Source organism: Rhodococcus sp. IEGM1339, assembly GCF_050321925.1.
GTDB classification, from domain to species: Bacteria; Actinomycetota; Actinomycetes; order Mycobacteriales; family Mycobacteriaceae; genus Rhodococcus; species Rhodococcus pyridinivorans.
Map to the genome: position 1 here is coordinate 66,809 of NZ_JBNQFT010000016.1, position 18,940 is coordinate 85,748.

At 70.4% G+C, this 18,940-nt stretch carries 13 protein-coding genes; 7 read left to right on the forward strand and 6 right to left on the reverse strand.

The features are described 5' to 3' along the window. Window positions 1–94: 94 nt before the first annotated feature. Both ACQR3U_RS15440 and ACQR3U_RS15445 read left to right on the forward strand, forming a co-directional pair. Entirely contained in the window at window positions 95–3,421 is a 3,327-nt protein-coding gene (locus tag ACQR3U_RS15440) for an ATP-dependent helicase (protein ID WP_372477645.1), read from the forward strand. Further along, a complete protein-coding gene (locus ACQR3U_RS15445) occupies window positions 3,418–6,774 on the forward strand; it encodes an ATP-dependent helicase (protein ID WP_071935395.1) in 3,357 nt (1,118 codons plus the stop codon). Before ACQR3U_RS15440 ends, ACQR3U_RS15445 begins: the two co-directional genes overlap by 4 nt. Window positions 6,775–6,781: 7 nt before the next feature. Here the strand turns inward: ACQR3U_RS15445 and ACQR3U_RS15450 are convergent, their stop codons facing one another. Then, window positions 6,782–7,846 (reverse strand): NAD-dependent epimerase/dehydratase family protein, encoded by a 1,065-nt coding sequence (locus ACQR3U_RS15450; protein WP_230810811.1) that lies wholly within the window; start codon window positions 7,844–7,846, stop codon window positions 6,782–6,784. Window positions 7,847–7,895: 49 nt separating this feature from the next. Further along, complete coding sequence (locus tag ACQR3U_RS15455; RefSeq protein ID WP_033097208.1) at window positions 7,896–8,285, reverse strand: DoxX family protein; 390 nt, start codon at window positions 8,283–8,285, stop codon at window positions 7,896–7,898. A 121-nt stretch (window positions 8,286–8,406) separates the two neighbouring features. Here ACQR3U_RS15455 and ACQR3U_RS15460 point away from each other — a divergent pair, with 121 nt between their 5' ends. Then, a complete protein-coding gene (locus ACQR3U_RS15460; protein WP_230810810.1) occupies window positions 8,407–9,495 on the forward strand; it encodes a potassium channel family protein in 1,089 nt (362 codons plus the stop codon). A gap of 9 nt (window positions 9,496–9,504) precedes the next feature. After that, window positions 9,505–10,404, forward strand: coding sequence for an NAD(+) diphosphatase (gene nudC, locus ACQR3U_RS15465; RefSeq protein ID WP_230810809.1), 900 nt, complete (start codon window positions 9,505–9,507; stop codon window positions 10,402–10,404). Between the two features lie 126 nt (window positions 10,405–10,530). On the opposite strand, the gene ACQR3U_RS15470 is transcribed toward nudC, so the two are convergent. Continuing rightward, complete coding sequence (locus ACQR3U_RS15470) at window positions 10,531–10,785, reverse strand: mycoredoxin (RefSeq protein ID WP_024101470.1); 255 nt, start codon at window positions 10,783–10,785, stop codon at window positions 10,531–10,533. Window positions 10,786–10,897: 112 nt separating this feature from the next. Here ACQR3U_RS15470 and ACQR3U_RS15475 point away from each other — a divergent pair, with 112 nt between their 5' ends. After that, a complete protein-coding gene (locus ACQR3U_RS15475) occupies window positions 10,898–13,039 on the forward strand; it encodes an ATP-dependent DNA helicase UvrD2 (RefSeq protein WP_230810833.1) in 2,142 nt (713 codons plus the stop codon). Between the two features lie 661 nt (window positions 13,040–13,700). After that, window positions 13,701–14,021, forward strand: coding sequence for a WhiB family transcriptional regulator (locus tag ACQR3U_RS15480; protein WP_230810808.1), 321 nt, complete (start codon window positions 13,701–13,703; stop codon window positions 14,019–14,021). A gap of 19 nt (window positions 14,022–14,040) precedes the next feature. Here ACQR3U_RS15480 and ACQR3U_RS15485 read toward each other — a convergent pair whose 3' ends face one another. The 3 genes from ACQR3U_RS15485 to ACQR3U_RS15495 form a co-directional block, all read right to left on the reverse strand. Continuing rightward, complete coding sequence (locus ACQR3U_RS15485) at window positions 14,041–15,366, reverse strand: ABC1 kinase family protein (RefSeq protein WP_230810807.1); 1,326 nt, start codon at window positions 15,364–15,366, stop codon at window positions 14,041–14,043. Then, the gene (locus tag ACQR3U_RS15490) at window positions 15,363–16,253 is read right to left on the reverse strand and encodes a hypothetical protein (RefSeq protein ID WP_230810806.1); all 891 of its coding nucleotides are present in this window, start codon (window positions 16,251–16,253) and stop codon (window positions 15,363–15,365) included. The genes ACQR3U_RS15485 and ACQR3U_RS15490 overlap by 4 nt, the downstream gene beginning before the upstream one ends. An 85-nt stretch (window positions 16,254–16,338) precedes the next feature. Continuing rightward, window positions 16,339–17,784 (reverse strand): zinc-dependent metalloprotease, encoded by a 1,446-nt coding sequence (locus tag ACQR3U_RS15495; RefSeq protein ID WP_230810805.1) that lies wholly within the window; start codon window positions 17,782–17,784, stop codon window positions 16,339–16,341. A 115-nt stretch (window positions 17,785–17,899) separates the two neighbouring features. Between ACQR3U_RS15495 and ACQR3U_RS15500 the strand changes: the two genes are divergently transcribed. Continuing rightward, the gene (locus ACQR3U_RS15500) at window positions 17,900–18,925 is read left to right on the forward strand and encodes a YlbL family protein (RefSeq protein WP_230810804.1); all 1,026 of its coding nucleotides are present in this window, start codon (window positions 17,900–17,902) and stop codon (window positions 18,923–18,925) included. The last annotated feature ends 15 nt before the right edge of the window (window positions 18,926–18,940 follow it).

Consider the following 18,940-nt stretch of genomic DNA (forward strand, 5'->3'; position numbering starts at 1 on the left):
GTGGGATGGGGTCATGCTCGACGTCGATACCGGCATCCCCGACCTGCACCCACCACGGGCGCAGGTCACCGACCTGCCCGCCACCGTCTCGCGCATGTCCGAACCGCAGATCCCCGATCGCGTCCGCCGCCCGGCCGCGCGCCTCGTGCGCAGGCCCGCCGAGGCGCCGGTGGCCCGCGAGTGGCCCGACGACGTGCGCGTGCTGTTCGACGACGCCCCGCCCTCCCTCCGCTGGCGGCCGTGGCAGGTCCTCGGCGGTCCCGGCACGGGCAAGACGTCCCTGCTGGTCGACCTCGCGGTCCACCGCATCGCCTCCGGCGCCGATCCCGAGTCGGTGCTCATCCTCACGCATTCGCGGCGGGCCGCCACCGCCGTGCGCGAGGCGATCACGGCCGGTCTGATCGCGCTCGGCGACGGCGCAGTGCCCCGCGCCACCCGCGAGCCGCTCGTCCGTACCGTCCACTCCTACGCCTTCGCGGTGCTGCGGTTGCAGGCCTCGGCGCACGGCAATCCGCCGCCCCGTCTGATCACCGGCGCCGAACAGGACGCCGTGCTGCGCGAACTGCTGCGCGGCGACATCGATGACGGCGCCGGGATGTGGCCCGAGCGGTTGCGTCCGGCACTGGGCATGACGGGCTTCGCCGTCGAACTGCGCGACCTGATGTTGCGCGCCAACGAGCGCGGTCTCGGCCCGGAGGATCTGGTCGCGCTCGGGGAGCGCCGCAATCGGCCCGAATGGGTCGCGGCCGGGCGTTTCGCGGAGCGCTACGAGCAGGTGATGCTGCTTCGCGGTGCCGTCGGTCTCGAAGCTCCGGAGGCCACCGCTCCGGCACTCGACGCGGCCGAACTCGTCGGCGCGGCGCTCGCGGCGTTCGCGACCGATCCCGATCTGCTGGCCGCCGAGCGCGGCCGCATCCGCCACCTGCTCGTCGACGACGCCCAGCATCTCGATCCGCAGGCCGCCGACCTGGTCCGCGTGATCGGTACCGGCACCCGCACGAGCACGATCGCCGGCGACCCCGATCAGGCCGTCTTCGGCTTCCGCGGCGCCGACACCTCCTTCCTCGAGAGCCTCGGCGAGGCCGACGGATCGCGCCGCATCGTGTTGGGTGTCAACCATCGTGCCGCTCCCGAGGTGGCGTCCCTCGCCGACGGGATCACCCGCAGACTGCCGGGCCTGCCGCCGCACCGGGGTATGGCCGGGCACCGCGTCGAGGAGGGCGATCCGGGGCAGGTCCGCGTGGCGGTGTGCTCGTCGCAGGCCAAGGAGGCGGCACTGGTCGCCGACACCCTGCGCCGGTCCCATCTCGTCGACGGTGTGCCGTGGTCGCGCATGGCGATCGTTGTCCGGTCCGTGCCGCGGGTACTCGCGCCGCTGCGTCGCGCGCTGCTCGCGGCGGGCGTCCCGATGACGACCGCCGCCTCCGAACTCCCGCTGGCCCGCCAGCACAGCGTCGCGGGACTGCTGCTCGTGCTGCGCGCGGTATCCGACAGTGGCTTCGGCGGGGACGAAGCACTTGCCCTGCTGTCCGGGCCCATCGGCGGTGCCGAACCGGTCGCGCTGCGGAGACTGCGGCGTGGTCTGCGGCGGGTCGAGCTAGCATCGGGCAACGACCGCGACTCCGCCGAACTGCTGCGCATCCTGCTCACCGAGGGCGACGACACCGCCGGGAACTCGCATCTGATCCGCGGGCTGACCGACGTCGAGGCCGCACCGCTGAGGAAGGTGCTCGGTGTGCTGCGCAAGGCCCGCTCGGCGGCGCTGCGCGGGGGCGGTCTCGAGGACGTGCTGTGGGAGGCATGGCAGGCCACCGGACTCGAACGGCGATGGGCCGCCGCGTCGGCCTGGGGTGGGCCGATCGGGGCGCAGGCCGACCGCGATCTCGACGGCGTCGTCGCTCTGTTCGACGCCGCCGCCGACTACGTCGACCGTCTGCCCCGCGCACACATCGCCGGGTTCGTCGACTATCTCACCGAGCAGGAGATCCCTGCGACGGCTCGCACCCGTGTCGCCGCCGAATCCGAAGCGGTCACGGTCGTCAGCGCGCACTCCGCCGCCGGTCGCGAATGGGACGTCGTGGTGGTCGCCGGTGTCCAGGAAGGGCTGTGGCCGAGCCTGCGCGCCCGCGGCACCCTGCTCGGCATCGAGGCCCTGATCGACGCGGTCTCCGGTGCCGACGGCGGCGACGAGGCCGGTGCGCGGCTCTCCCGCACCGCACCGCTGCTCGCCGAGGAGCGGCGCCTGTTCCTGGTGGCGTGCAGTCGCGCCCGCACCCACCTTCTGGTGACCGCCGTCGATTCGGTGAGCGGCGACAGCGAACTGGTCCGGTCCCGTTTCGTCGACGAACTGCGCGGTGTCGGCACCGACGACCTCGACGCGCCCGACGACCTCCTGGCCGAACCGGTGCCCGACGAGGTCCGCACCCGCGTGCTGGCCCTGCCCGCCCTCGTCGCCGAACTGCGCAGCGTGGTCTGCGATCCCGAGATCGCCGAGACCGAACCCGAACGACAGCAGCGAGCCGCCCAGCAACTCGCGCGGCTCGCGCTCGCCGGGGTGCGCGGCGCCCACCCCGACGACTGGTACGGCACGGCCGATCCCAGCACCGCCGACCCGCTGTGGGATCCCGACGACGACGCGGTGCGATTGTCGCCGTCCACGGTCGAACAGCTCACGACGTGTCCGCTGCGGTGGATGTTCGAGCGCCACGGCGGTTCCGACGGCGAGAACAGCCATGCCGTCACCGGCACGCTGGTACATACCCTCGTCCAGGCGCTCGCCGGGCGGATCCCTCCCGACCGCATCGACCAGGCCCTCGAGAAGGCATGGGACTCGGTCGATCTGGGTGCCGAATGGTATGCCCGCCGCGAGCTCGAACGCACCCGCCGCATGCTCGACACCTTCTCGACGTGGCTGCAGGGCACACGCGGAGAGCTCACCGAGATCGGCGTCGAGATCAAGGTCGACGGCATCCTCGAACCCGATTCCGACGACAAGCCCCGCGTGCGGCTCCGTGGTCGCATCGACCGGCTCGAACGCGACGCCGAGGGCCGCCCGGTCGTCATCGACGTCAAGACCGCGAAGAACCCGGTGTCGAAGGACGCCGCGCGCGATCATGCCCAGCTCGCCGCCTACCAGGTGGCCGCGGCGGCCGGCGCGATCGAGGGCGAACCGGCATCGGAGCCCGGTGGCGCGCGCCTGGTCTTCGTGGCGAAGCCGCACAACAAGGAAGGCGCGACGCAGCGCGTGCAGCTGCCCCTCGACGAGGACGGTCTCGCGCAGTGGCGGGAGATCATCCACGACGCGGCGGCCGCGACCCGCGGCCCCCGCTTCGTTGCGAGGGTCAACGACGGGTGCCGGCACTGCCCGGTGCTGTCGAGCTGCCCGGCACACGACGAAGGCAGACAGGTGACAGGGGAATGAGTGCACCACGGGTGAGCGCGAAGCGCCTGGCGGAGGCACTGGGACAGTTGCCGCCGACGACCGAGCAGGCCGCCGTCATCGAGGCCCCGCCCGGCCCGATGCTGGTCGTCGCCGGGGCCGGTGCCGGCAAGACCGAGACGATGGCCGCGCGGGTGGTGTGGCTCGTCGCCAACGGTCTCGTCGAACCCGAGCAGGTGCTGGGCCTGACCTTCACGCGTAAGGCCGCGCAGCAGCTCACGGCCCGCATCCGGGCGCGCCTGGCCAAGCTCGCCGGATCGGCGCTCCTGCGCGACCTCGATCCGAGCGGCGGGTTGCGCGCACGGATCCTCGGCAGCGAACCCGAGGTGAGCACATACCACGCATACGCCGGTCGTCTGCTCACCGAGCACGGTCTGCTGCTGCCCATCGAACCGTCGGCGACGCTGCTGTCCGAGACCGAGCTGTGGCAGGTCGCGCACCGCGTGGTCAGCTCGTGGGACGGCGAACTCGACACCGACCGCAATCCCGCATCGGTGACCGAGGCCGTTCTCGCCCTGTCCGGCCAGCTCTCCGAGCACCTCGTCGAGCCGGATCTGCTGCGCGACGCCCACGTCGAACTCGAACAGCTGGTGCATACCCTCCCGCCCGGCCCGGGGCAGCGCGGAGCACCGTCGAAGACGCTGCTCGGCTACCTCGAGACCCAGCACGCGCGGTTGCAGTTGCTTCCGCTCGTCGAACGGCTGTCCGAGACACTGCGTCGCGAAGGTGCTCTCGACTTCGGGAGCCAGATGTCGCTCGCCGCGCGGGTCGCCCGCGATCACCGCGAGGTGGGAGCCGGGGAGCGGGAACGATTCCGGGCTGTGCTGCTCGACGAGTACCAGGACACCGGGCACGCCCAGCGCGTGTTACTCGCCGCCCTGTTCGGCGGTGGCGCCGATCCCGGTCTCGCGGTCACCGCGGTCGGCGATCCCATGCAGTCCATCTACGGCTGGCGCGGCGCGTCGGCCGCCAACCTGCCGCGGTTCGCGACCGACTTCCCGGCGGCCGACGGCGAGCCGGCACCCACCCGCGAACTGCTCACCAGCTGGCGCAATCCGCCGCAGGCCCTCGAACTGGCGAACGTCTCGTCCGAACCTCTGCGCGATCGCGGGGTGTCGGTCAGCCGGTTGCGTCCCCGCCCCGACGCGGCCGCCGGCGACGTCCGCCTCGCGTTGCACTCCGACGTCGCGGTGGAACGCGACTGGGTCGCCGACCGGATCGCCGACGAGTACGCCGCCGCCCGCGAGGCCGGACGCACACCGCCGACCGCTGCGGTCCTCGTCCGACGCAACGCCGACGCCGCTCCGATCGCCGAGGCGCTGCGCGCCCGCGACCTTCCGGTCGAGGTCGTCGGCATCGGCGGGTTGCTGCACACGCCCGAAGTCGCCGACGTGCTCGCGATGCTGCGCCTGGCGGCGGATCCGCTGGCCGGGAGCGCAGCTGTGCGGGTGCTCACCGGCGCCCGCTGGCAGCTCGGTGCCGCCGACCTGAAGGCACTGTGGGAGCGCGCCCAGGAACTGGCCATCGCGGGACGCTGGGGTGTCGCCGGGGCGGTGACCGATCCCGACGCGCTCGAGGACGCCCTCGATTCGGCGCTGCCCGGTGAATATGCCGACCAGGCCGGTCTCGCTGATGCGATCTCCGATCCCGGCGACAGCAGCCGCTATTCGAAGTTCGGCTACGCGCGCATCGTCGCGCTCGGTCGCGAGCTGACCTCCCTGCGCGAGCGGCTCGGCCAGCCGCTCACCGAACTCGTCGCCGAGGTCGAGCGTGTGCTCGGTATCGGCATCGAGACCGAGGCCCGCGTGGGCCGCCGACGCGGTGTCGCCGGCCGCGAGCATCTCGACGCCTTCGCCTCGGTCGTCGCGTCCTACGCGGGGCGGACCAACGCGACCCTGCCCGGTTTGCTGTCCTATCTCGCGGCGGCGGAGGAGATCGAGCAGGGGCTCGCGCCCGGTGAGGTGGAAGTCGACCCCGACCGCGTGCAGGTCCTCACCGTCCACTCCGCGAAAGGCCTCGAATGGGAGGTCGTCGCCGTCCCACATGTCGCTGCCGGGGTCTTCCCATCCTCCACCGCCGCCGCGACCTGGCTCGGTTCGACGACCGAACTTCCCCCGCACTTGCGGGGCGACCGGGTGCTACCCGCCGACGATCCGGGCAGCACCGACGGTGTGCCCGTGCTCGAGCTCGACGACCTCTCCGATCGCAAGATGCTCGAGCGGGCCATCGACTCCCACAAGGACGCGCTCAAGCGCCGCAAGCTCGACGAGGACCGTCGGCTGTTCTACGTCGCTCTCACCCGCACCGAACGAACACTGTTCGTCTCCGCCCACCACTGGGCAGACACCGGATCCGAACCGAAGGGACCCTCGCAGTTCCTCGAGGAACTGCACGAGATCGTCACGGCCCGGCCCGAACTCGGTGCGATCGACCACTGGGCTCCGGAACCCGAACCGGAGGAGGAGAACCCGCTCACGGCCTCACCGCGCAGCGCACTGTGGCCGCGCGACCCGCTCGGTGCCCGGCGCACCGAGGTCGAACGCGGCGCGGCACTGGTCCTCGCCGAGTTCGACCGGACCGACCTCCCGACCGAATACGACGACGATCCCGACGAGTGGGCCACCGACGTCGATGCGCTCCTGGCCGAACGCGAACAGCGCGCCGAGCAGAGCGCCGAGGTGGTGCTGCCCGCACAGCTGTCAGTCAGCCAACTCGTCGATCTCGCCACCGATCCCGACGCCCTCGCCGCGCGTCTGCGTCGTCCGTTGCCGTTCCGGCCCAATCCGCTCGCGCGTCGCGGCACTGCCTTCCACGCGTGGCTCGAGCGCAGATTCGGCGCGACGCGCCTGCTCGACCTCGACGAGCTTCCCGGTGCCGACGACGAGGACGGCGACGATTCGCACTTCGACCGGCTCCAGGAGGCATTCCTGCGGTCGAAGTGGGCGTCGCGCAACCCCGTCGAGGTCGAGGTGCCGTTCGAAACGGCCCTGGGCGGCACCGTGATCCGCGGACGTATCGACGCCGTCTTCGAGGATCCGGACGGCGGTTGGACGGTCATCGACTGGAAGACCGGCGCCGAACCGGAAGGCGAGAAGCTCGCCGCGGTGGGTGTGCAGCTCGCCGCCTACCGGCTCGCCTGGGCCCAGTTGATGGCAGCGCGGACCGAGCGGCTCACCGGCCGACCGGCCGAACTGCCGCTGCACAAGGTCCGAGCGGCCTTCCACTACGTCCGCACCGGACGCACCGTCGCGCCCGAGGAACTGCCGAATGCGGCGATGCTCGAACGCCTCGTGCTCGAGGCGGGGAATCTGCGAGGGCGTGCCGACGGCGAGTGACGCAACCTCAGGGGCGCTGCCCGATACCGGTGGCCACTTCGTGTGCCCGGCGTCCGGCGGTATCGGGTGCACGGGGAGCGGTGGGCATCCCGGCTCCCTCCCGCAGTCCCGACAGGAATTCCTCGAGGATCTCGGGCGGCGAATACTGCGGTTCCCAGCCCAGTTCTGTGCGGGCGCGCGTGCTGTCGAGCAATGGAAGTTGCAACACGGTGTCGAGCAGGCCGGGGGAGGCCGGAACGAGATGCGCGTGCCAGGCCGCCCGCACGGCCTTGCGGAGTGCTGCACGCGGTACGGGGATCTTCCTGGCGGAGAACATCTCTGCCAGGAACGCGCCGTCCACGGGCGGTTCCGTGGCGAGGTTGAACGCGCCGCGGACGGGCCGGACGGTCGCACGGACGAAGGCGTCGGCCACGTCGCTCGTGTGCAGTACCTGGGCACGCAGATCCTCGACCAGCGGCATCACGGGGAGCAGTCCGCTGCGCAGCAGGTTTCCCGGGAGCAGGGGGCCGACGAACAGGCGTCGCTGTGAGGTCGCCGATTCGCGCTTGAGGAGGAAGTAGGGCCGCATCCGTACGATGCGCATCTCCGGCGCCCGCAGTTCGAGGGTGTCGAGAAAACGTTCCAGATACGACTTCTCGCGGGGATAGGCGGCACCCGGCCACCCATGTGTGGGCCAGTCCTCGGTGACGCGATCCGTCGAGCGTCCGGGCGAATAGGCCGCGACCGACGACGAGTAGATCAGCGCGGGAACCTTCTCCGCGGCAGCCGCCTCGAAGACAGAGATCGCGCCGAGCACATTGTTCTCCCAGGTCACCTCCGGGCGGTGCGTGGGTTGGAACAGCCAGGACAGGTGGATCACCGCGTCCGCGCCCCGCACGATGGGGCGGAAGTCGTCGGTGGTGGTGTCGGCGACCGTGAAGGTCGCCTTGGGGGACGTCCATTCCGTCGGTCGTCGCGCGACGCCGACGATCTCGGCGACGTCGGGTTCGCGTCCGAGCGCCTCGACGATCCCGGTTCCCAGATTTCCGGTCGCGCCGACGACGACCACCTTCAGACCACGTGCGGTGTCCATACCGACGCATACCCGCTCGCTGTGACCTCACTCACCGCGTGTGGTCAGCTCAGCGGGAGGATGTGCGGCGGACCTTCAGTGCCTCGGTGACGAGCGGGACCTGCAGCGGAAGCCGGGCGAGCGACACCGCCTTGGCGGCGGGGGAGAGCTTCGGGCTGCGCAGCCACGTCACGGCCATCTGCACGTTGGCGGGGAAGACCGCCAGGAACAGCGCCGCGGCCAGGGAACCGCCGAGGCGCCGGGTGCGGGGCACGGCGAGCGCGCCGGCGACGGCGATCTCCGCGACCCCCGAGGCGTAGGTGTACGTGCGGGCATCACCCGGCAGGGCGCGGGGCACCATGCCGTCGAACGGTTCCGGTCGCACGAAGTGCAGGACCCCCACGCCGAGAAGTAGACCTGCCAGCCGGATCGCAGAGCGCTGCGACGCTTTCGTGGACATGCGTGCCACACTAGCGCGCCGCGGTACGCTGCGATCCGGTACCGGGCGCAGTTCGTTCGGTACCGCGACGACCGAGGGTGGCCACCAGTGGAGGCCGACAGCAGGAAGGTGGGACACCGCGATGCCCGGGAGGTTGCGTGCGCGGTTCAGCCGCTCCGATCAGCTCACCGAGCGCCCCGACTTCGCGCTCGTCGGTGTGCTGCGCGTACCCCAGGAACAGACGAGTCCCGGACTCGCGATCGCGCGTCGCATCGGCTACGCGTTCGCGGCGCTGTTCCTCGCGGTCGTCGTGGTCTACCTCGATCGCGATGGCTACCGCGACGCCCAGGGCGACGAACTGTCGCTGCTGGACTGCGTCTACTACGCCACGGTCTCGCTCTCGACCACCGGCTACGGCGACATCACCCCGTTCACACCCGAAGCGCGCCTGATCAACATCTTGCTGATCACCCCGCTCCGGGTGTTCTTCCTCATCGTGCTCGTCGGTACCACTCTGTCGGCACTGACCGAGAGTTCCCGGCAAGCATTCAAGATCCAGCGTTGGAGGCGCCGCGTGCGTAATCACACCGTCGTCATCGGTTACGGCACCAAGGGCCGTACCGCAGTCGACGCGATGCTCGGCGACGGGGTACCCCCGTCCGAGATCGTCGTGGTCGACACCGATCCGGTGGTTCTCGAGTCCGCGGCCGGCCAGGGCCTCGTGACGGTCCAGGGTTCGGCGACGAAGTCCGATGTGCTCCGGCTCGCCGGGGTGCAGCACGCGTCGGCGGTGATCGTCGCCGCGAACCGCGACGACACCGCGGTGCTCGTGACCCTCAGCGCCCGCGAGATCGCCCCGCGCGCGAAGATCGTCGCCGCCATCCGCGAGTCGGAGAACACCCACCTGCTGCGTCAGTCCGGTGCCGACTCGGTGGTCATCTCGTCGGAGACGGCGGGGCGACTGCTCGGCATCGCCACGACCACGCCGAACGTTGTCGAGATGATCGAGGACCTGCTCACCCCGGAAGCCGGGTTCGCCATCACCGAACGCGATGTCGACCCCAGCGAGGTCGGGGGATCCCCGCGGCATCTCAAGGACATCGTGCTCGCCGTCGTCCGCGACGGGCGGATGTGGCGGATCGGTTCGCCCGAGGTCGAGGCGCTCGAAGCGAACGACAAACTGCTCTACATCCGGCTGGTGGGTTCGTCGCCGGGCGCCATGCGTGGCTAGGGTGCTGATGTGACCGGTTTCGCTCTGTCGGGTACCCCGCTGCTCTCACGTACCGTCGTCGACCGGGCGGAGGAACTGCGTTCGGACGAGGACGCCCTGCGCGCCGGCTGGGCCGGTGCGAAACTCCTGCGGGTCGATCGTCGCAACCAGGTCCGTGTCTCCGACAACGCGCTCGTGCTCGGTGAGGCGTCCGAGCTCGGTCCCGAACCGGTCGAGGGCGCGATCTTCCTGGGTATCCGCGACGGACACCACGTCTGGGCGTCTCGCGTCCTGGCGCAGACGGGCACGGTGGCCGATCTGCGGCGCATCGGCGAGCGTCTCGACGATGCCGACGCCGATCTGATGGTCAGCGCGGTCGCGTTGCTGAACTGGCACGACAACGCCGGCTACAGCGCGGTCGACGGCTCGCCCACCCGTCCGACGATGTCCGGCTGGTCGCGGATCAGCACCGAGACCGGACACCAGGAGTTCCCTCGCACCGACCCGGCGATCATCTGCCTCGTACACGACGGACACGACCGGGTGCTGCTCGCCCGGCAACCGGTGTGGCCCGAGCGGCGCTTCTCCGTTCTCGCAGGCTTCGTCGAAGCCGGTGAGTCGCTCGAATCGTGCGTGGTGCGGGAGATCCGTGAAGAGGTCGGTATCGAGGTGCGCGACGTGCGGTATCTCGGCAGTCAGCCCTGGCCGTTCCCTCGATCGCTCATGCTCGGATTCGCGGCGATCGCCGATCCCGAGCAGGCGCTGGACTTCCGCGACGGGGAGATCACCGAGGCGCGGTGGTTCACTCGTGACGAGGTCCGTGCGGCGCTGGCGACTGGCGACTGGGCGTCCGCCGAGGACGCCCCGCTGTTGTTGCCCGGTTCGATCTCCATTGCGCGCGGGATGCTCGAGGGCTGGGCCAAGGAGTAGCAGGCCGTGCGGTAGAGGGCACTGCGGGAGAGGGCACTGCGGTAGAGGGCGCAGGATCGAGTCGGGCCCGGACACGGGAGAGGCCGGCCGCGACGAACGCGACCGGCCTTACCGGAAGAGCGGGAGCTACAGACCCAGAGCGCGCTGGACCTCGGCGAGCGACGGGTTGGTCGCGGTGCTGCCGTCGGCGAACTTGACGGTGGGCACCACGTGGTTGCCGTTGTTGACGCTGCCGACGAACTCCGCGGCGGCCGGATCCGACTCGATGTCGATCTCGGCGTATGGGATGCCGTTCTGGTCGAGCTGGGTCTTCAGCCGCCTGCAGTAACCGCACCAGGTGGTGGAGTAGACGGTGAGGGCGGGTGCGTCGGTGGGCGTCATGTCTTCGAGAACATCACAGCCGCCGAACATGTTCCACGACGGGGTGAGCTGTGGTCCTCACCACACCGGGTGATCTCGCCGGTGGGCTGCGCTGTCGGCGGTCGCTGTCATGATGGAGGCCATGTGTGCGGATGTGGTGGACGGTCTCGACCCCGAGCAGGCAGCAGCGGTGCTCGCCCCACGCGGGCCGGTCTGTGTACTCGCCGGCGCCGGTACCGGCAAGACCCGCACGATCACCCGCCGCATCGCCCATCTCGTCTCGGCCGGTCACGTCTCCGCGAGCCAAGTCCTCGCCGTCACCTTCACCGCCCGCGCGGCAGGGGAGATGCGTTCCCGCCTACGCGCCCTGGGCATCGGTGGCGTCGGTACGCAGGTGCAGGCCCGCACCTTCCACGCCGCTGCGCTGCGGCAGCTGCGGTACTTCTGGCCGCAGGTGGTCGGCGACACACCCTGGCAACTGCTCGATCGCAAGTTCGCGGCGGTCTCGCAGGCGGCGCACCGGTGCGGCTTCCCGACCGACACCGACACCGTGCGCGACCTGCTGTCCGAGATCGAATGGTCCAAGGGCACGCTCGTCGCGCCCGAGGACTATCCCGCCGCGGCCGCCCGCGCCCACCGCACCCCACCGGCCGATCCCGAGCGGGTCGCGCGTGTCTACGAGACGTACGAGCAGCTCAAGACCCGGTCGGGCGACGGGATGTATCTCGACTTCGACGACCTGCTGCTGCACACCGCCGCGGCCCTCGAGGACAACCTCGCGGTGGCCGAGGAGTTCCGCGACCGCTACCGCTGCTTCGTCGTCGACGAGTACCAGGACGTCACGCCGCTGCAGCAGCGCGTGCTCGACGCGTGGCTCGGCGCGCGCGACGACCTCACGGTGGTCGGCGACGCCAACCAGACCATCTACTCGTTCACGGGCGCCACCCCGAAGCATCTGCTCGACTTCTCCCGCCGGTTCCCCGACGCCACGGTCGTGCGCCTCGAACGCGACTACCGCTCCACGCCGGAGGTGGTCGACCTCGCCAACCGCGTGATCGGTGCGGCGCGGGGCCGCATCGCCGGCACCCGGCTCAAGCTCATCGGTCAGCGTCCGTCCGGGCCGGAGCCCACCTTCGCCGAGTTCGACGACGAACCCGCCGAAGCGCAGGCGGTCGCCAAGGCCGTCGCGAAGCTGATGGGCAAGGGGGTCCCGGCGGCCGAGATCGCGGTGCTCTACCGCATCAACGCCCAGTCCGAGGCCTACGAGCAGGCGTTCACGCAGGCGGGTATCCCGTACCAGGTGCGCGGCGGTGAAGGTTTCTTCAACCGCGCGGAGGTCCGGCAGGCGGTCAACGCCCTGCGTCAGGTGGGTACGCGCGACGACCTGCCGGAGGATGCCGGTCGCGGTGCCGGGCTGCGCAGCCTCGTCCGGGCCACCTTGGTGCCGCTGGGCCTGACCGACACCGAACCGGTGGGTGCGCAGGCACGCGAGCGCTGGGCGTCGCTCGTCGCGCTCGTGCAGCTCACCGAGGAACTGCTCGAGCACGAACCCGATCTCGATCTGCAGGGTCTGTTGCGCGATCTCGCGGCCCGTGCCGAGGCGCGCCAGCCACCGACGGTCCAGGGCGTCACCCTCGCGTCGCTGCATGCGGCGAAGGGCCTCGAATGGGACGCCGTCTTCCTCGTCGGACTCACCGACGGCACCCTGCCGATCACTCATGTCACCGGCGACAAGGACACACCGCCCGACGAGGCCGGCATCGAGGAGGAACGGCGGCTGCTCTATGTCGGTGTCACCCGAGCCCGTGTGCACCTGCAACTGTCGTGGGCGTTGTCCCGCACGGCGGGCGGACGTCGGTCGCGGCGACGCTCTCGATTCCTTCACGGGCTCATCCCCGACAGTTCACCCGCGTCGAAGATCGCCGAACCGTCCTCCCCGCGGAAGAAGCGCCCGCAATGCCGCGTCTGTGGCAAGCCGCTCATGGGCACCACCTCGACCATGCTCGGCCGCTGCGAGGGTTGCCCATCCGATCTCGACGAGAATCTGCTGGTCGCGCTCAAGGAATGGCGCCGGGAGCGTTCGAAGGAGATGAAGGTTCCGGCCTACGTCGTCTTCAGCGACAACACCCTCGTCGCGATCGCCGAACAGCAGCCGCGCGACGATCGTGCGCTGGTCGCCATCCCGGGGATCGGGGCGAAGAAGCTCGAGCAGTACGGTGCCGACGTGCTCGCCCTCGTGCGGGGGGAGCGCACCGTCGACACCCTCGACCTCTGACGACTACCCGACCGTGTTCATTCGGCGCACAGGCAGAAGTAGTGCCCGGCCGGTCGCGGAACACCCGGAAGGTGCTTTTGTTCGAGCCGTCGTCGGCGCGCAACGCATCGAGCCCGAGGACGAGGCGTTCGGCCTCGTCGAGGTCGGGCAGGAGTCTCGTGGTCGCGAGGGACATGCCCTCCGGCTTTGGTGCGGGGACGAAGAACGCGGCACGAAACCGCAGGTAGAAAATAACTTGTGCCGATCGTGCTCACGAATCTAGTCTGGATGACGATGTCACGGGAGACGGTCCGTGCGCGACGAGAAAGTGAGGTGGCCCCGATGCTCGGTTTCGATGCTTTTGCAGCGGCAGCGGCCCCTCGTGTCGCTGGGGCCGCCGCTACCACTCGCACCGCCACATCTGTGGCACCCGCAGTGGCAGCCGCGCCGCGTGCACGCCGACGTGTGCACGCCGCCGCCGTCTCGTCCGTGGTCGGAAGTGGATCGGGAGCTGTTTCCCGGTAGACCTTTCGTCTCCTCCAGGCCACGGACCCCGCCCAGCGGACCGTGGCCTTTCTCGTTCTCCGGCCGGGTTCGCATCGCATTCCACCGAACCAACGAAGGAGCTCACGTGCCGAGCGAATACCCGTCGAGCCTGCCGAACCGAACGGAAGGAGACGAGATGCGTTGTACCGACATCCTGTCGCGCAGCGACACTTTCGCGGTCTCCCGCAACGACCGCGACACGCTGCCGTGCCACGACAACGACCCCGATCTCTGGTTCGCTGAGACCCCGGCCGATCTCGAGTACGCCAAGACGCTGTGTGCGGGCTGCCCGGTGCGTGCCCAGTGTCTCGACGCCGCTCTCGAGCGGGAGGAACCCTGGGGCGTGTGGGGCGGGGAGATCATCGACCGTGGTGTCGTCGTGGCCCGCAAGCGGCCGCGGGGCCGGCCGCGGAAGAATCCGCTGCCCGAACCCCGCAAGGAACTGGTCTGTGCGTGAATACGGTTGCCCGGCTTTGTCACTCCTCGACGAAGCCGGGTAGCCATTCACTGAGGATGCGCATGTACGGTGCCTCGGCGTCGAGCTGAGCGCAGATGCCGACCGAGCCGAGCAGCACCCGGAACACACTCACGTACTCGGGCGGAAGATTCAGCGTCCGAGCCGTCTTGAAGGTCGAACTCGAGAAGTCCGTGGCCGTGCCCGCCACCCGCTGCAGCCATGTGCGGGTGAAGTGGAACGACTCGGTGTGGATCGGGTCGGTGAACGGCCGGAGGTAGTCGGCGATCTCCTCGTCGGTGACCGTGCGGCCGGGCAGGACGAACTTGTTGTCGTAGAGCAGCCGGGTGAGTTCGTCGAAACGTTCCTCGAGGGCGAGTCGGACCATCCGTCCGAGCACCGGCGGGAAGCCGTCGGGCATCGACGCCGTGGCCCCGAAGTCGATGACTCCGAGACGGCCGTCGTCGAGAAGCATGAAATTGCCCGGATGCGGGTCGCTGTGGAGCAGACCGGCGCGCGCGGGCGAACAGAAGTGGAACTCCGCGAGCAGCGCACCGGCCCGGTTGCGCTGCTCCCGCGTGCCACCGCTGATGATCACAGACAGCGGAGTGGCCGAAAGCCATTCGGTCAGGACGACTTTCGGGGCGCTCGCGACGACACGCGGGATCACGAACTTCTCGTCGCCGGCGAAGGCCTTCGCGAAGGCTCGCTGGTTGTCGGCCTCGATCCGGTAGTCGAGCTCTTCCTCGGTGCTTGCGGACAACTCGTCGAGCAGCGCACGCACATCGGCACCCGGCATCATCGTGGCGAACAATCCGGCGAACCGGGACAGCGTGCGCATGTCGGCGCGCAGAGCCTCGTCGGCGCCCGGGTACTGGACCTTCACCGCGACCTCGCGTCCGTCCGACCACACGGCCCGGTGCACCTGGCCGATACTGGCCGACGCGACGGGCACGTCGTCGAACGACTCGAAGCGCTCACGCCACTTCGTGCCGAGTTGCTGGTCGAGCACGCGGTGCACGGCTTGGGCGGGCAGTGGAGGGGCCTCCGCCTGCAGTTTGGTGAGCGCCTCCCGATACGGCTCGGCGAACTCCTCCGGGACGGCGGCTTCCATCACGCTCAGGGCCTGGCCGAACTTCATGGCGCCGCCCTTGAGTTCGCCCAACACACTGAACAACTGTTCGGCGGCCTTCGCCGTCATCTCGGCGTCGATCTCCTCCCGATCTCCACCGGCGAGTCGACGGCCGAAACCGACAGCGGCGCGCCCGGCGATTCCCAGAGGAATGCTCGCGAGCTTGGCAGTGCGGGACGAGCTTCTGCGAGGGATGTCTGGCACGCCCCCCATCATGCCTGACCGACCCGAGCGATGGCCGAGCAGTCGCACCAGGGGTGACGGAACCATCGGCGCGTGACGATTCGGTGGGTTCGCAGGTCCAGTTCGAGTGTGCGGTCGACCGCCGGGGTCACGGACGGATCTGCGGAGAGGAACGCCTCGATCTGGCCGACGGCCATCGCCGCGGTCGCCGACGTCACCGCCCTGCCGGCGTGGCCCTGCCGCCCGTACAGCTGACTCGCCAGTCGCGGCCAGGACGGATCGAGATCGGCCCGCACGAGATCGGCGCAGCGCAGACAACTGCTCCGGCCGGGGAGTACGAACGGGCCGACGATGCCGCGTCCGTCCCTGATCCGCACCGCGAGATGGGGGACACCGGCCCGCACGAGCATGTTCACGAGATGGGGGTCGGGCACCTGCCCGTCGGCGAGGACGACACAGTCGGCCGGGTCCTGCAGTTCGTCACCGGACGACGAGCGCACCCACCGCACATCCCATACCGGGAGATCCTCGACGATCGCCGAAGCGAGCGGACCCGAGCCGTGGACCCGCACCCGCCGCGGTCGCGCCGGGCCGGGCGACGCGGGGACCTGCCGGACCGCACCCGTCGCGGTGAGCTCATCGAGCACCTGCCGGACCCGTCCGGACGGAAGCCCGCGCTCGGCTGCGACGTCCAGCACCTCGTCGAGGGTGAGCCGGCCGTCGAGCAGTCGGACGAGAACGCCGAGGTCGAAGCTGTCCATGCCCTGGGGTGGCAGGACGACGGTCGCGGTGCCGGGACCCCAGCCGAGCTGGAGCGAGCCGTCGGACCGCTCGAGCACGGCCAGTTCCGGATCGACCCGGAGAACCGCAGCCTCGGCCGGCGCGGGATTCGTGGTCGTCTCGCGCGATGCGGTGATCATGGAGACAGACTGACAGTATCCGCGCCCGTGGACGGTTCACGAGGAGCAGTTTGTCCACAGGCGCGGGTGCCTCTATCGGGTCGTTCTAGGAGGTGCTGTCGTCCCCGGGCCGGTCCTCGCCGGATGCGTCCTCGGCCGCGCGATCCCGTTCGGCCTGCTCACGTTCCATGGTCGCCTGAAGCTGGGCGATCGGATCCTCGAAGGCTCCGGTGCCACCGCCGATCACACGATCGACGAAGGCCGTCGGGTTGTCGAGATCCGACGAGTCCGGCAGCAGGTCGGGATGCGCCCACACATGGTCGCGGGCCTCGGTGCCGGCGTCGGTGGTGAGGCGTCGCCACAGCGCAGCGGCCTCGCGCACCTTCCGGGGCCGGAGCTCGAGGCCGACGAGCGTAGCGAAGGTCTGCTCGGCCGGTCCGCCCGTGGCGCGGCGACGGCGCAGGGTCTCGGTGAGGGCCGAGGCACCCGGGAGCCGCTCGCCGAGCGCGTCGGCGACGACCGTCTCGACCCAGCCCTCGACGAGCGCGAGCATCGTCTCGAGTCGTTCGAGTGCGGCCTTCTGCTCCGGGGTGGTCTGGGGTTCGAACGCGCCCTGCTTGAGGATTTCCTCGAGCTTGGACGGGTCGGTGAGTGCCGACGGGTCGAGTCCCTGGGCGAGATCCTCGATCGACGACATGTCCATGCGGATGCCGCGTGCGTACTCCTCGACGGTCGCCAGCATCCGCTGACGCAGCCACGGCACGTGGCTGTAGAGGCGCTGGTGGGCGGCCTCGCGTGCGGCGAGGAAGACGAGCACCTCCTGACCGGGCTGCTCGAGTCCTTCACCGAAGCTCTCGACCGCGGCCGGCAGGAGAGCGGCGGTGCCCTCCGGGCCGAGGGGGAGACCGATGTCGGTGGAGGTGAGCACTTCCTTCGACAACTGGCCGAGGGCCTGGCCGAGCTGGGAGCCGAAAGCAACCCCACCCATCTGCGAGAACATCCCGAGCATGGGCCCGGCCATCGCACGGGCCTCCTCGGGCAGACCGTTCAGCATCATGCCGTTGACCTGCTCGGCGATCGGATCGCACAGGCGCTTCCACGTCTCGAGCGTGTTGTCGAGCCAGTCGACGGGCGTCCACGCCACGACCTTCGACGCACCCGCGGGCAGCGTGGTGGCCGCGTCGAGCCACAGTTCCGCGAGGCGCGCGGCGTCCGTCACGGCGTCGGCGGTACGGGGCGAGACCGGGTCGACGGACCCGATCTGCTGACGTGCGAGCTTCGTCGCGATGTCGTAGTTGACCGGACCCGAGCCGCCGCCGGAACCCATGGCGCTGCCCATACCGGCGAGCATCTGGCCGAACTGGCTGAGCATCTGACCGAACTGCGCGGGATCGAAGCCCTGACCGCCGAACGGGTTGTCGCCCCCACCGCTGCCGGGGAGTCCGAATCCGAAGGGCATGCCGCCACCGGCTCCGCCGCTACCGGAACCCTCGTCCTTCCTACGGTCGGGGTCGTCGTCGGGATTCGAGAATCCGAAGGGCGTGTCGCTCATGTATCCAACGGTACAAGGCGTCCAGGGCGGGGACCGGCGTCGTGGTCACGCTCATGGCGAACACGACACGGTCGTGGTGTGAAGGGGGTGGTCGGGCGACCGTTACCCTGGCCGGGTGAATCGTCGCTACGTCCTGCCGCTCGCGCTCGTGCTCCCGATCCTCGTCATTGTGGTCGTGGCGTTCAACGTCCGGGCGCCGTACGTGGCGCTCGGCCCCGGCCCCGTCTTCGACACGCTCGGGGAGATCGAGGGCACCCCGGTCGTCGCGCTCGAGGGGATCGAGGCGGACGAGACCGAGGGCAGTCTGTTCATGACGACCGTCGGGGTCACCGACAATCTCACCCTCGCGCAGACCTTCACCGCCTGGATCAGCGGGCGCTACGGCGTGGCGCCGCGCGAGCAGGTCTACCCGCCCGACCGCAGCAAGGACGAGGTCCAGGCCGTCGACCAGGCGCAGTTCGCCCAGTCGGAGCGGTCCGCCGAACTCGCCGCCCTGCACTATCTCGACCTGCCGGTGACCCTGCGGATCGCCGAGGTGGGCCAGGACGCCCCTGCCGCCGGGTTGCTCGAGGCGGGCGACCGGATCGTCGCCGTCGGCGGCGAGAAGGTGCGCACGGCCGGCCAGGTCCAGCGCGCGGTCGGCGACGTGCCGCCCGGTGAGTCGGTGGACGTCACCGTCCGGCGCGGCGATGCCGAGGAGTCGTTCGACGTTCCCGTCGGTTCCCGGCCCGGCGACCCGGACAAGGGCTTCCTGGGCATCGCCACCGAGGAGGTTCCCGAGGTGCCCTTCGAGGTCACCTTCAACCTCGCCGACATCGGCGGGCCGTCCGCCGGCCTGATGTTCAGTCTGGCCGTGGTGGACAAGCTCAGCCCGGGCCTGCTCAACGGCGGTCTGGACGTCGCCGGTACCGGCACCATCGACTCGGACGGGATGGTCGGTCCGATCGGCGGGATCACCCACAAGCTCACCGCGGCGTCGGAGGACGGCGCGACCGTCTTCCTGGTGCCCGCCGAGAACTGCGCGGAGGCGCAGAGCGGCGCCCCCGAGGGTGTGCAGCTCGTGAAGGTCGAGACGCTCGAGGGTGCGATCGACGCGCTGGCAGCGATCGCGGACGGACGCGACGCGCCCGCCTGCAGCTGATCCCGCCCGTCGGCA

Excerpts from the sequence above, each read along its gene's own strand:
- ACQR3U_RS15475 (WP_230810833.1), top strand. The coding sequence starts at position 10,898 with ATGGAGGCCATGTGTGCGGATGTGGTGGACGGTCTCGACCCCGAGCAG.
- ACQR3U_RS15495 (WP_230810805.1), bottom strand. The coding sequence starts at position 17,784 with ATGAGCGACACGCCCTTCGGATTCTCGAATCCCGACGACGACCCCGAC.
- ACQR3U_RS15470 (WP_024101470.1), bottom strand. The coding sequence starts at position 10,785 with ATGACGCCCACCGACGCACCCGCCCTCACCGTCTACTCCACCACCTGG.
- ACQR3U_RS15460 (WP_230810810.1), top strand. The coding sequence starts at position 8,407 with ATGCCCGGGAGGTTGCGTGCGCGGTTCAGCCGCTCCGATCAGCTCACC.
- ACQR3U_RS15480 (WP_230810808.1), top strand. The coding sequence starts at position 13,701 with ATGCGTTGTACCGACATCCTGTCGCGCAGCGACACTTTCGCGGTCTCC.
- ACQR3U_RS15490 (WP_230810806.1), bottom strand. The coding sequence starts at position 16,253 with ATGATCACCGCATCGCGCGAGACGACCACGAATCCCGCGCCGGCCGAG.
- ACQR3U_RS15485 (WP_230810807.1), bottom strand. The coding sequence starts at position 15,366 with ATGATGGGGGGCGTGCCAGACATCCCTCGCAGAAGCTCGTCCCGCACT.
- ACQR3U_RS15450 (WP_230810811.1), bottom strand. The coding sequence starts at position 7,846 with ATGGACACCGCACGTGGTCTGAAGGTGGTCGTCGTCGGCGCGACCGGA.
- ACQR3U_RS15455 (WP_033097208.1), bottom strand. The coding sequence starts at position 8,285 with ATGTCCACGAAAGCGTCGCAGCGCTCTGCGATCCGGCTGGCAGGTCTA.
- ACQR3U_RS15440 (WP_372477645.1), top strand. The coding sequence starts at position 95 with ATGTCCGAACCGCAGATCCCCGATCGCGTCCGCCGCCCGGCCGCGCGC.
- ACQR3U_RS15445 (WP_071935395.1), top strand. The coding sequence starts at position 3,418 with ATGAGTGCACCACGGGTGAGCGCGAAGCGCCTGGCGGAGGCACTGGGA.